The organism is Sphingomonas sp. jy18, from assembly GCF_056931895.1.
Genome location: NZ_JBXPBT010000004.1, coordinates 186,672 through 199,731 on the forward strand (window position 1 = coordinate 186,672; position 13,060 = coordinate 199,731).

The following is a 13,060-nucleotide window of genomic DNA, read 5'->3' on the forward strand; positions in this document are numbered from 1 at the left end:
TCGCCCCGGACTTGATCCGGGGCCGCTCTCCGCGTCGCACCATTGCTAGCGGCCCCGGATCAAGTCCGGGGCGACGTTGAATGAAGGAAGTTCTCATCGTCGGTGGCGGCACGGCCGGGTGGATGGCGGCTTGCCTGATGGCGCACCATTGGCGTGGTCGCGCAGCGGTCACCGTGGTCGAATCGCCGGAGATCGGCATTATCGGCGTCGGCGAAGGGTCGACACCGCAGTTGAAGGCCTTTTTCGACCGGCTCGGTATCGCCGAGGCGGAATGGATGCCGGCCTGCAACGCCACCTACAAGTCGGGCATTCGCTTTGCCGGCTGGTCGGAGCGGGCGGGCCATGACAGCTATTTCCACCCGTTCGTCACCGAACTCGACGTCCACACGCTCGGTCAGTTCCAGTTCCACACCCGCGCGCGGCGGACGGGGCGCGACGTGCATGCGCATCCCGACCGCTTTTTCCTGTCGGAGACCATCGCCCGACGGCGCCTGTGCCCTGTGCCGGCAGAGAATTTCCCGTTCACCGTCGGCTATGGCTATCATTTCGACGCGGTGCTGGTCGGCCAGTTCCTGCGCCGGCATGCCACGCAGAAATTGGGCGTCACCCATCTGGAACGCACCGTCAGCCATGTCGAGGCCGGGGAGGGGCGGAGCATCGCCGCGGTCCACTGCACCACGGGCGAGCGCCTGGCCGCGGACCTGTTCGTCGATGCCAGCGGTTTCAGGGCGCTGCTGATCCAGCAGGCGCTGGAAGAGCCGTTCCTGCCCTTTGCCGACAATCTGTTCAACGACCGCGCCGTCGCCATGCCGACCGCGCGGGAGAGCGACAGCCTGTCGTGCGAGACGCAGGCAACCGCGCTGTCCGCGGGCTGGGCGTGGAAGATCCCGCTGACCAACCGCTACGGCAATGGCTATGTCTATTCCTCACGCTATCTGACGCCCGAGGCCGCCGAGGCCGAGCTGCGCGCGCATATCGGGGCGGAGCCGGAGGTCGAAGCACGCCACCTCTCCATGAAGGTCGGCCGGGTTGCCAACAGCTGGGTCGGCAATTGCCTGGCGGTCGGCCTGAGCCAGGGGTTCATCGAGCCGCTCGAAGCGACCGCGCTGCATATCGTGCAGGCCACCGTCGAAGGCTTTGTGGCTGCACATGATACAGGGACGGACGAGGCGCGGAGGGCCTTCAACGCCACGCTCAACGCGCGCTACGAGGGCATTCGCGATTACATCGTCTGCCATTACCGGGTGAACCGCCGCACCGACAGCGCCTATTGGCGCGACGCGGCGGCGGTCGAGGCGCTGTCCGACAATCTGAAGGCGGTGATGACCGCCTGGTTCACCGGGGCCGATCTGGAGGCGGAGATCGCGCGGCTGGGGATCGGCGGCTATTATCCGTCGCTGAGCTGGCATTGCCTGCTGGCAGGCTATGGCACCTTCCCCGAGGACGCCAAGCTTCGTCCGCCCGAGGCGGGACTGCCGCTGGCGGACATGGGCAGGATCGACGACTTCATAGACCGTTGCGCGCGCAACTTCGGCGACCATGCCGATGCGCTGTTGAAATTGAGTCTGTGAACGTTCACAAGAGTGGCATTCCACCCGCAGCGACGGGACGGACGACCAAGGGGAGAGTATAGATGGCCGCACCTGTTCCAGGCGTTTCGCCGACCAGCACAGCGGGCGCAGCGCCGCGCGGCAATGTCATGGGCGTGCTGATCCTGATTTTCGCGGTGTTCTTCATTCTTGGCGGGGTGACCAACATCAACGACGTGCTGATCCCCAAGCTGCGCGGGCTGTTCCAGCTCAATAATTTTGAGGGCAATTTGGTCCAGTTCGCCTTCTTCATGAGCTACGCGCTCTTCTCGATCCCTGCGGGCCTGCTGATGGCACGGCTGGGCTATATTCGCGGGTTCGTCGTTGGTTTTCTAGTGGTGGCAGCGGGCGCGCTGCTGTTCATTCCGGCGGCAAGCTCCGGGCAATATATCAGCTTTCTGGCTGCATTGTTCGTCATCGGTGGCGGCATAACGCTGTTGCAAGTGGGCATGAACCCCGTGGCCATCGCGCTAGGCAAGCCAGAGACCGCGCACAGTCGACTCACCTTTGCACAGTTGTTCAATTCGATCGGCGTGTTCATCATGGTCTATGGCGGTGCTGAGATTCTGCTCGGCAAGGAAAGCGGTATCGATCCTGCTACGTTGTCCGGCGCGGCGCTGACCGAATATCGCATCACCGAATCGGCTGTGATCGGCCAATCCTATCTGGGTGTCGCCATCGCCATGGGGCTGATCGCCCTTCTGTTCTGGTTTTGGCGCAGCGCGCTCGATGGTGTGAAGGCCGAAAAAGTCGAGGCTGCGGGCACATTCGATCTGTTCCTCAGAAACGCGCGCGTCCGCTTCGGCGCGCTCGGCATCTTCGTCTATGTTGGTGCGGAAGTCGCCATCGCCAGCAATATGGTGGCCTATCTTCAGGAACCGGGCGTGATGGGCCTCACCGCGTTGGAGGGTGCCCGCATGGTTGCCTTTTACTGGGGCGGCGCAATGGTAGGGCGGCTGATCGGCGGCTTTGTGCTGCGCGCCTTTGCGCCGGGCAAGGTTTTGATGGCCTATGCCGCTGCTGCCATCTCCCTGATCCTGCTATCGCTGGCCACCACTGGGTCTATTGCCGGGTGGTCACTGGTGCTGGTCGGCTTTTGCAACAGCCTGATGTTTGCCTGCATCTTCTCTATCGCCTGCGAAGGGCTGACCGTCGAAGCGCCCAAGGCGTCGGGCATTTTGTGCACGGCCATCGTCGGCGGAGCGCTCGTACCGTTGCTGCTGGGCGGCATCGCCGACGCCGTGGGACTCCATCTTGCGTTCATCGTGCCAATGGTTTGCTATGCGATTATCGCTGCCTTCGGCTGGTGGGCGCATCGCAATCCTGTCTAGGAGTAAGCTGACCGTGATCCGCCTGCTCGCCCTGCTCGCCCTCTTCGTCGCCGTACCCGCGGCGGCGCAGGCAGACGGGCGGCTGGTCGACTGGGAGGGTGTGGCCTCCGCCTACGTCCAGCCGCGCAATGTCACGATCTGGCTGCCGCCGGGCTATGACCGGGGCAACCGGCGCTATCCGGTCATCTACATGCATGACGGGCAGAATATCTTCGTGCCCGGCCGCGCGTTCGGCGGGGAGGAATGGGGTGTCGACGAAGCGCTGTCGCGGATGATCGCGGCGGGCCAGACGCGCGGTGCCATCGTGGTCGGCGTGTGGAACACCAACTTGCGCGGCCGCGAATATCTGCCCGCCAAGTGGCTGCCGCTTCTGCCAGCAGAGACCCGTGCTCGCATCGAGAGCTTTCATGCCGGCCCAAGTCTCGCCGACGCCTATCTGCGCTTCCTGGTCGAGGAGCTGAAGCCGCGCATCGACCGCGACTTCCGCACCCGCCCGGGCCGGCGTGACACTGCGATCATGGGGTCGAGCATGGGCGGGCTGATCTCCTTTTATGCGCTTGGCGAATATCCGGAGGTATTCGGCCAGGCGGCTGCGCTGTCGATCCACTGGCCGCTCGCCAACCCTGCCGAAGCGGCCCCGGACGAGCCGCGTGCGATGATCGACGCGGTCGGCCAATGGCTGGCCACCAGCCGCATCGATCCGCGCTACAACCGCCTGTATGTCGATACCGGCACCGAGACGCTGGACGCATTCTATGCGCCCTATGCCGACCGCTTCCGCCCCGTGATGGTGGCGCACGGCTGGTATCCGGGCTGCCGGGGGCAGGAGCGGGTCTACACCGGAACCGCCCATAACGAGGCGGCGTGGCGGGCGCGGGTGGAGACACCGCTCGGCTTCCTGCTGCGCCGTTGCTGAGCCGGGCATACGAATAATCGCGCTGCAAGATTGTTGCACCGCAACAGCTTTGCGCTAACAATCGCCGCGCAGCGGAGTGCCTCACAACATGCCATTTGTTTCCAACCGCCTGATTCTGTTCGGCGCGACCGGAGATCTGGCGCGGCGCATGCTGCTGCCCAGCCTCGCCGCGCTGCATGCCGACCAGTTGGTCGCCGATGACCTGAAGATCGTCGGCACCGCCCGCTCGGCGCATGACGACGCCAGCTATCGTGCCTTTGCCCGCGAAGCGCTGACCGAATTCCTGCCCGCCGAGCGGGTCGATGCTGCCACCATCGACAGTTTTCTCGAACGCTTGTCCTACCAGCCGCTCGACGCCTCCAAGCCCGAGGGTTTTGGTGCTTTGGCCGAGAAGGTGGGGGATGTCAGCGGCGGGCTGTCCATCTTCCTGTCGACCGCGCCGTCGCTGTTCGAGGCGACGATTGCCGGGCTCGCTTCGGCCGGGCTGGCCGGAGACAATGTCCGCATCGGGCTCGAAAAGCCGCTCGGTACCGATCTCGCCTCGTCGCAGACCATCAACGATGCCGTGGCCGCCGCCTTTCCCGAGGAGCGCATCTTCCGCATCGACCATTATCTCGGCAAGGAGACGGTGCAGAATCTGCTGGCGCTGCGCTTCGCCAACATCCTGTTCGAGCCGCTGTGGAATGCCCAGCATATCGAGCATGTCCAGATCACCGTCGCCGAGACGGTCGGGCTGGAAGGGCGCGTCGGCTTCTACGATGGCGCCGGTGCGCTGCGCGACATGGTGCAGAATCACATGCTGCAACTGCTCGCGCTGGTGGCGATGGAGCCGCCGTCGCGCTTCGACGCGACCGCGATTCGCGGCGAGAAGGTCAAGGTATTGCGCTCCCTGCGCCCGGCCATGGTGGGTGACAGCGTCACCGGCCAATATCGTGCCGGCGCCATCGGCGGCGCTGCGGTGCCCGGCTATGACGAGGAACTGGGCAAGGACAGCGCGACCGAGACCTTCGTTGCGATCAAGGCGCATATCGATAACTGGCGCTGGAAGGGCGTGCCCTTCTTCCTGCGCACGGGCAAAAGGCTGCCCGAACGCAAGACCGAGATCGTCATCCAGTTCCGCTGCGTGCCGCATTCGATCTTTGCCGCCTCCGGCGCGACCAGCCAGCCCAACCGGCTGATCATCGGCATCCAGCCGCGTGAGAATATCCGTCTGAGCGTCATGGCCAAGGTGCCGGGACTCGACCGCGGCGGGATCCGCCTGCGCGAGGTGCCGCTCGACATCTCGATGCCCGATGCCTTCGCCGGACCCAAGAAGCGTATCGCCTATGAACGGCTGCTGCTCGACCTGATCGAGGGCGACCAGACCTTGTTCGTGCGCCGCGACGAGGTGGAGGCGCAATGGCGCTGGATCGACGCCATCCGCGCCGGCTGGGAAGCGAGCGGACTGACGCCCAGGACCTATACGGCCGGCAGCTGGGGCCCGAGCGCTGCGGTGGCGCTGGCGGAACGGGACGGGGTGAGCTGGCATGAGTGAGGGCGTCAAGGTCCTCCCCCAACGGGGGAGGGGGACCAGCGAAGCTGGTGGAGGGGCGGGTGGCTGCGCTCCAACCTCAGGTAATGACGCGCCCGCCCCTCCACCATCCTTCGGATGGTCCCCCTCCCCTTTCCGGGGAGGGCATCCACTATGACCCCCATCGTCGCGGTCGACATCGGCGGCACCCACGCCCGCTTTGCCATTGCGCACATCGCCAATGGCCGCGTGACATCGCTCGGCGAGGCGACCACGCTCAAGACCGCCGAACATGCCAGCCTGCAGACCGCGTGGGAGGATTTCGCTGCACGCCAGGGCGGCTCCCTGCCGCGGGCAGCCGCCATCGCCGTCGCCAGCCCGATCCGCGGCGATGTGATAAAGCTGACCAACAATCCGTGGATCATCCGACCGGCACTGATCGAGGAAAAGCTCGGTGTCGATGCGTTCGCGTTGGTCAATGATTTCGAGGCGGTCGGCCACGCCGTGGCGCAGGCGGGGGCGGAGCATTTCATCCACCTGACCGGCCCGGACACGCCGCTGCCGGCCGAGGGCACGATCAGCATCATCGGCCCCGGCACCGGCCTTGGCGTCGCGCATGTCTGGCGCAATGCCACTGGCTATCATGTCCAGCCGACCGAAGGCGGGCACATCGATTATGCGCCGCTCGATGCCATAGAGGATGCGATCCTCAAATCGCTGCGCCAGAAGTTCCGCCGCGTCTCGGTCGAGCGGGTCGTTTCCGGCCCCGGCATCGTCGACATCTACACCGCGCTCGCCGCGCTCGAGGGACGCGCCGTGCATGCCATCGACGACAAGAGCCTGTGGGCGCTTGGCATGTCCGGCGAGGACAGCCTGGCCGCGGCCGCGGTCGACCGCTTCTGCCTCGCGCTTGGCGCGGTGGCGGGGGACATTGCGCTGGCGCAGGGCGGCAGCGGCGTGGTCATCGCCGGCGGCCTCGGCCTCAGGATCAAGGACACGCTGCTGACATCGGGCTTTGCCGAGCGGTTCCGTGCCAAGGGCCGGTTCGAAGGGCTGATGGCCTCGCTCCCCGTCAAGCTGATCACCCACCCGCAGCCCGGCCTGTTCGGCGCGGCTGCTGCCTTTGCCCGGAGTCACGCATGACCAGCGCCATCCAGCAGATCATGCGCACCTCGCCGGTCATACCGGTGCTGGTGATAGAGGATGTCGCGCATGCCGAGCCGGTGGCGCGCGCGCTGGTGGCGGGCGGGCTCAAGGTGCTGGAGGTGACGCTGCGCACGCCTTGCGCGCTCGACGCGATTGCCGCGATGAAGCGCGTGCCCGGCGCCATCGTCGGTGCAGGCACGGTGCTCAATCCGCAGGATCTGGCGGCGGCTATTTCGGCGGGGTCCGAATTCATCGTCTCGCCGGGTCTCACCGATATGCTCGGCAAGGCAGCGGTGGCGAGCGGCATCCCGTTCCTGCCTGGCGTTGCCAATGCGGGCGACATCATGCGCGGGCTCGATCTGGGTCTTGCGGAGTTCAAATTCTTCCCTGCCGAAACCAGCGGCGGCCGACCGGCGCTCAAGGCGCTGGCGGGGCCGTTCGGTCAGGTGCGCTTCTGCCCCACTGGCGGCATCACCCTGGCGAGCGCGCCCGAATGGCTGGCGCTGGAACCTGTCCTGTGTGTCGGCGGGAGCTGGATGGTGTCCAAGGGCGCGCCTGACCTGGCGGCAATCGAGGCGGCGGCCAGCGCCGCGGCGGGGTTGGCATAAATCGGGGACAGTCCCCGATTAACGGAGGGCGAATGATGCAGTTGCTCACGCACCATGACGTTAATCGGGGACAGTCCCCGATTTACGCAGGCGCGCACCGATCATGACCCAGCGCCTGCGTGACCGTCTCAACGAGCTGCACAAGCTCACCGCGCAGACACCGTTGTTCAACCCGGTGTTCCAGCTCGGACTCGATCTCAGCCGCGAGATCGAATCCGGCCAGCTCGACCTCGATCAGGTCGCCGCGCTGGTCGAGGAGCTGGGGTGCGAGGCATTGCAGAGCCGCGCCCGCCGCCTGCACGCGCTGCTCGCCCCGATGGCCGAGGCGGACAATCTGGCCCGCTTCGAAGCGCTGGTCGAACAGAGCGCGGAAGATGGCGATCTTGCCGCCTTTGCCGCGCGCTGGGCGCGCCCGCTCCAGCATATCGTCTTCACCGGTCACCCGACCTTCCTGCTGACCCCTGCCGAATCCGACGCGGTCGCACTGGCCGCAAGCGCCGAGGATGTCGGCCCGGCGATGTGCGTGATCAACGCGGTGCGCGCGCCGGTCACGCTCGCGTCGGAACATGGCGACGTGCTGGCCGCGATGGCGCGCGCGCAGGCTGCCCGTGACAAGCTGGTCGGCATCATCCTGTCGGTTGCGGCGCGCACGTGGCCGACGCGTTGGCGGACCGTCAGGCCCATGCCGTTCCGCTTTGCGACCTGGGTCGGCTACGACATGGATGGGCGCACCGACATCGGCTGGTGGACCAGCATCCGCCACCGGCTGATCGAGAAGGCGGCGCGGCTGGAAAGCTATGCGGCCGCGCTGGACCCGCTCGACGGCACCGGAGACATCGCCGCCCGCCTGCGCGCGGCGGCCGTGCTGGCGTCGGACCATAGCGCGCTGTTCGCGACATCGCCCGACGATCCCGCCGCGCTCTCTGCCGCCGCCAACAGCCTTACCGCCGAGCATCCCGACCGGCTGACCAGCCTGGCCGGGCCGGTCGCCGCCATCGAAGCGCTGGCTTCGGCAGCGGGGCAGGACGATGCCATCCGCCTGCTGACCATTGCCGCGGCAATGCGTGCCGACGGCCTCGGCATGGGCTGGATCCATTTCCGGGTGAACAGCGCGCAATTGCTCAACGCCATCCGCCGCCGCATCGACCCGGACAACAGCCTCGATCTGGCCAGTGGCACCGCCCTCAACCGGCTGCGCGACCTGTTCGCGGCGGTCAGGCCGCTGCGCAGCAACTTTGCCGCGCTCGCGATCGAGAGCACCACCGCGATCCGCCAGTTCCTCGCGATGGCGCAGATCCTCGCGCATATCGATGGCGACGCGCCGATCCGCATGCTGATCGCCGAGTGCGAGGAGCCGCAGACCGTGCTCGCCGCGCTCTATTTCGCCCGGCTGTTCGGCATAGAGGGCAAGGTCGACGTCTCGCCGCTGTTCGAGACCGAAAGCGCGATGGAGCATGGCGGCCGCTTCCTCGACGCGCTGCTGCGCGAGCCTGCCTATCGGGATTATGCGCGCGCCCGCGGCCGTGTCGCCATCCAGACCGGCTTTTCCGATGCCGGCCGCTTTACCGGCCAGATCCCCGCGGCCCTCGCCATCGAACGGCTGCATGGCCGCCTTGCCGAGGCGATGGCGGCGCACGGCCTGTCCGATGCCGCTGCCCTGGTATTCAACACCCATGGCGAGTCGATGGGCCGTGGTGCGCACCCGGCGAGCATGACCGACCGGCTGACCTATCCGATGAGCGTGTGGGCGAGGCAGCGGTTTGCAGACGCCGGGATAGCCCTCGAGCCCGAGATCAGCTTCCAGGGCGGCGACGGCTTCCTGCCCTTCCGCACCGATGCGCTGGCGCTGGCGACCCTCGCCCGCATCGCCGAGGTCGAATGCGCGCCGCTGCCGCAGGAAGCCGACCCCTTTTACAGCCGCACCGACCTCAGCCTCGATTTCTATCGCGGCATCCGCCGCATGCAGCGCGATTTCCTCGCCTCGCGCAGTTACGCGCGCGCCATTACCGCCTTCGGCCTCGGCCTGCTCAACGAAACCGGCAGCCGCAAATCGCGCCGCCAGTCCGATCTTGCCGCCGACCGCGAGATGAGCCTGCGCCAGATCCGCGCCATCCCGCACAATGCCGTGCTCCAGCAGCTCGGTTATCCGGTCAACATCATCGCCGGCACCGGCACGGCGGCGAGCGAGGAGCCGGAAGCGGTGGCCGAGCTGATCGCCTCCAGCCCCCGCGCCCGCCAGCTCATGCGCCTCGTCCGCGCCTCCAACAATCTTGCCAGCATCAAATCGGTCGCGGCCTATGGCGAGCTGTTCAATTCGGCCTATTGGGCCAGCCGCCCCTATCGTGGCGACGAGGGCGCGATTGCCGACGCCTGTCTTGCGCTGGCCGAGCATCTGGTGGGCGACGACCGCACCGGGGCCTATCGCCGTCTCGCCAGCCGTTTGCGCATCGACGGGTTGAAACTGCACCGTCTGCTCGCCCGGCTCGACAATGACATGGCCGACCCCGAGCGGGAGGAACGCCGCCGGACTCTGGGCGTGCTCCACGCGCTGCGGCTGGCGCTGATGCAGCACATGTTCCTGCGCGCGGTGCAGATCCCCGCCTTCAGCCGCTCCAACGACATCAGCCGCGACGATGTGCTGGCGATGATCTTGTCGCTGCGCATCGACGAGGCCGTGGCGCAGTTGCGCCGGGCCTATCCGGTCGCCAGCCCGGCCATCGCCGATTTCGACGTCGCCGAACCCAGCGACTATCCGGATGGGGAGGCCCAGGCCTATGCCGGCATCCAGGCGGCCTATATCGACCCCATCGCCCGCGCCCATCAGCTCATCCTGCGCATCGGCACCGCGATTGCCAACCAGTTCGGCGCCCATGGCTGATACCCACGCGACAGGAGTGTGACTTAGGTCATTCCCTTGCCGCCAAGCTTGATATAGGTTGCGAATCGAGGGGGAGGCGAAGCAACAGCTCGCGTCTCTGCAGTGCCGTTTTCACGTATGTGCCCGGCGGGGCAGAAAATAACGGGTCGTGACCGCGGTCGACATGGGGTGAAGCCGGCTCTGGCACCATATGCTGGAGCAAACGTGATGAGCCGTTTCCTGTCTGCGATGTTGATTGGCGCGTTCGGCGTCGCATCGGCGGGTGCAAGCGCTCTGCTGGTGCGGGACAGTGCAACGGCAGCGGACCATCTCGATCCGCCCAATCGCACCGATATCCGGTTCGATCCGACCATCGACCTACCGGCCGACATTGCCGACATCTACGCTTGGACGACTGCCACCCACCTCAATCTTCTCTACACATTTGCAGGGCCTGTTCCTGGCGAGCGTGGCGGCTTCTACGATCCCAACGTCCGTTACCGCTTCCATATTTCCAACGCGGGACGTCCGGACGAGGACGAGTTTCTGATTGTGGCGCAGTTCGGTCGTGGCACCGGTGGCAACGGTATCCGGGTGCAGGGCTTGCCCGGCGTAGCAGCGCCGGTGGTCGGGCCGGTCGAGCGCATTCTTTCAACAGCCAACGGCATCAACATTTACTCCGGCGTGCGGTCGGACCCCTTCTTTTTCGATGTGCTGGGTTTCCGCGAAACAAATTCCACCGGCACGCTATCGATACGCAACGATCGCGATTTCTTCTTCAATCAGAACGACACGAGCATCGCGGTGCAAATCCCGATCGCGCTGGTCGGCACCGACAGCAATGGAGATGGGCGCGCCGACAATCGGATCGATGTCTGGGTCGACACCTATCGCAAGGGAGGACAGCTGTAATGCGCAACGCACTTGAAGCGCTTCCCCGTCTCGCGCTGATTGCGGCAATGGCGACGCTGGCGGCTTGCGGGGGCGGCGGCACGCGTACGCCGAGCGCGCCGCCGGTCTCGCCGGCGCCGACGCCGACGCCGACCGCTTCGTCACTGGATGTGCTGCCCTGCCTCAACCAGACGCTCAATGGGATCGATCGCGTTCCGCCGGGTACGCGTGTGCTTGATCTGGTTATTCCTGACACGCTGACCATTTATCCCGACCGGACGATGGGTTTTCCGAATGGTCGGCTGCTCACCGACCCGGTCGTGGACATAACCCTTGCAGCGATCCTGATTGATATCAATCGACCCGGGCAGAATGTCGCCAGCATTGCTGCGATTCCGCTCAATGCGCCGCGTGCAACAAAGCCGCCGATCGCCGATTTCCCCTTCGCGCCGCTGCCGAACGGCAACCCGACCTTGGACCCCGGCACCGGCACAGGTTTCGTCTTCGACGATGCGCCGCTGTCGGCCTATGTCCAAGTCGATCGCATGGGCATGCCGGCTGTCGCCACGGCGCTGGTGCTGAGCCCGCGCAAGGATGCCTACAATGATGCCAACGTGCTGGCTGACAGTGCCAGCCAGTTCAGCTTCGACCTGATCGAGGGCCTGCGCCGGTTTGCCGAGCCGTTGCAGGACGATCTGCAGGCCCGCGGGCTGGTATCCTGCGCCGTGCGGCGATGATGACATCCGAGGAGGAACGACAATGGCCCGCTTAACTGACATGTTGGTCATCGCTGCCGCAGGGCTAGCAGCAGCGGGGGCAAGCGCTGTGCTGGTGCAGGACCGCAGCGTTGCTGCGGACCACCTCGATCCACCCAGCCGGACCGACATCCGCTTCGATCCCACCATCGATTTGCCCGGCGATATTGCCGACATCTATGCCTGGCCGGATTCGACCTATCTCAACCTGGTCTACACTTTTGCAGGACCGGTGCCGGGCGAGCGCGGAGGGTTCTACGATCCAGCGGTGATTTATCAGTTTCACCTGTCGACTGCCGGTCGGCCAGATGACGATGAGTTCCTAATCGAAGCGCGTTTCGGGCCGGGCGATGGCGGCAACGGTATCCGTCTGGTCGGTGCTCCAGGGCAGACCGCACCGATTATCGGCCCCGTCGAGCGAATTCTTGAGCAAGACGGCCTCAGGGTATTCGCAGGCGTGGTGGACGATCCCTTCTTCTTCGACACCCTAGGGTTCCGTGCGACCAACAGCACCGGCACATTGTCGATCCTCAATACACGCGACTTCTTCACCAACCAGAATGACACGATGATCGGAATCCAGATACCGCTCAATCGCGTGACGCGCGACACCAACGGCGACGGGCGGTTCGATTCGCGCATAGATGTCTGGGTCGACACGCACCGCAAGGGAGGCCAGCTGTGACGAAACCTGTGCGTATCCGTGCATCGCGCATTGCGTTGCTTGCCACTGCGACCCTGCTTGCGGTTTCGGCCTGCTCGAGCGGCGGCAACGGCACACCCGGCCCCCCGACCGGCGGCGGCGGGACTCCCACCCCTACCCCGACACCCACCCCCACACCGACGCCGACCACAGCGAACATCGATGTGCTGCCCTGCGTGCAGCAAGTGCTGCCGGACAATCTCAACCGCACGCCACCCGGGACACGGGTCATCGACCTGATTGTTCCCGATACCGTGACCATCTGGCCTGACCGGACGATCGGTTTCCCCAATGGGCGACTGCTGAGCGACCCGGTGATCGACATAACATTGGGTATCGCGTTGCTCGATATCGATGCTCCCGGCCAGAATGCTGCCAGCTTTGCAGCTATCCCGCTCAATCCAGCGGCGAGCGAGCGGCCGCCTCGCGCGAATTTCCCATTCGCCGCTTTGCCGCACGGCAACCCGACGCTGGATCCTGGTACCGGCACAAACTTCCGCTTCGACCTGTCGCCGATCTCGCAATATGTGCAGGTCGACCGAGCGGGCATGCCGGCGGTGGCAACCGCACTGATTCTGGGCCCGCGCAAGAATGCTTATAACGATGCCAATGCCCAGGCCGATACCGCCAATGTCTTCACCTTCGATCTGCTCGAGGGACTGCGCGTCTTTGCCCAACCTTTGCAGGACGATATCCGGGCACGCGGGCTAGTGCCCTGCGCTGTGCCGAGAGCCTGACCGCAGGCGATTGGCGC

11 protein-coding genes are annotated in these 13,060 nt (G+C 65.7%); all 11 read left to right on the forward strand.

Features of this window, described 5'->3' with window-relative positions:
* The first annotated feature begins 80 nt into the window (after nucleotides 1-80).
* The 11 genes from AC0QC4_RS11715 to AC0QC4_RS11765 all read left to right on the forward strand — a co-directional run bounded on the left by AC0QC4_RS11715 (nucleotide 81) and on the right by AC0QC4_RS11765 (nucleotide 13,043).
* A complete protein-coding gene (locus AC0QC4_RS11715) occupies nucleotides 81-1,571 on the forward strand; it encodes a tryptophan halogenase family protein (protein WP_483660080.1) in 1,491 nt (496 codons plus the stop codon).
* Between the two features lie 62 nt (nucleotides 1,572-1,633).
* Nucleotides 1,634-2,920, forward strand: coding sequence for a sugar MFS transporter (locus AC0QC4_RS11720; RefSeq protein ID WP_483660081.1), 1,287 nt, complete (start codon nucleotides 1,634-1,636; stop codon nucleotides 2,918-2,920).
* Nucleotides 2,921-2,933: 13 nt separating this feature from the next.
* Complete coding sequence (locus AC0QC4_RS11725) at nucleotides 2,934-3,836, forward strand: alpha/beta hydrolase (RefSeq protein ID WP_483660082.1); 903 nt, start codon at nucleotides 2,934-2,936, stop codon at nucleotides 3,834-3,836.
* A gap of 88 nt (nucleotides 3,837-3,924) precedes the next feature.
* Complete coding sequence (zwf, locus tag AC0QC4_RS11730) at nucleotides 3,925-5,370, forward strand: glucose-6-phosphate dehydrogenase (RefSeq protein WP_483660083.1); 1,446 nt, start codon at nucleotides 3,925-3,927, stop codon at nucleotides 5,368-5,370.
* A 150-nt stretch (nucleotides 5,371-5,520) separates the two neighbouring features.
* Entirely contained in the window at nucleotides 5,521-6,489 is a 969-nt protein-coding gene (glk, locus tag AC0QC4_RS11735) for a glucokinase (protein ID WP_483660084.1), read from the forward strand.
* Nucleotides 6,486-7,100, forward strand: coding sequence for a bifunctional 4-hydroxy-2-oxoglutarate aldolase/2-dehydro-3-deoxy-phosphogluconate aldolase (gene eda / locus AC0QC4_RS11740; RefSeq protein ID WP_483660085.1), 615 nt, complete (start codon nucleotides 6,486-6,488; stop codon nucleotides 7,098-7,100). Before glk ends, eda begins: the two co-directional genes overlap by 4 nt.
* Before the next feature lie 103 nt (nucleotides 7,101-7,203).
* On the forward strand, nucleotides 7,204-9,978 hold the full coding sequence (locus tag AC0QC4_RS11745) for a phosphoenolpyruvate carboxylase (RefSeq protein ID WP_483660086.1): 2,775 nt from the start codon (nucleotides 7,204-7,206) through the stop codon (nucleotides 9,976-9,978).
* Between the two features lie 207 nt (nucleotides 9,979-10,185).
* The gene (locus AC0QC4_RS11750; RefSeq protein WP_483660087.1) at nucleotides 10,186-10,869 is read left to right on the forward strand and encodes a DUF4331 family protein; all 684 of its coding nucleotides are present in this window, start codon (nucleotides 10,186-10,188) and stop codon (nucleotides 10,867-10,869) included.
* Nucleotides 10,869-11,585: a DUF4331 family protein gene (locus AC0QC4_RS11755; protein ID WP_483660088.1), complete on the forward strand. Its 717-nt coding sequence runs from the start codon at nucleotides 10,869-10,871 to the stop codon at nucleotides 11,583-11,585. The genes AC0QC4_RS11750 and AC0QC4_RS11755 overlap by 1 nt, the downstream gene beginning before the upstream one ends.
* A gap of 22 nt (nucleotides 11,586-11,607) precedes the next feature.
* The gene (locus AC0QC4_RS11760; protein WP_483660089.1) at nucleotides 11,608-12,288 is read left to right on the forward strand and encodes a DUF4331 family protein; all 681 of its coding nucleotides are present in this window, start codon (nucleotides 11,608-11,610) and stop codon (nucleotides 12,286-12,288) included.
* Nucleotides 12,285-13,043 (forward strand): DUF4331 family protein, encoded by a 759-nt coding sequence (locus AC0QC4_RS11765; RefSeq protein ID WP_483660090.1) that lies wholly within the window; start codon nucleotides 12,285-12,287, stop codon nucleotides 13,041-13,043. Before AC0QC4_RS11760 ends, AC0QC4_RS11765 begins: the two co-directional genes overlap by 4 nt.
* Nucleotides 13,044-13,060 lie beyond the last annotated feature (17 nt).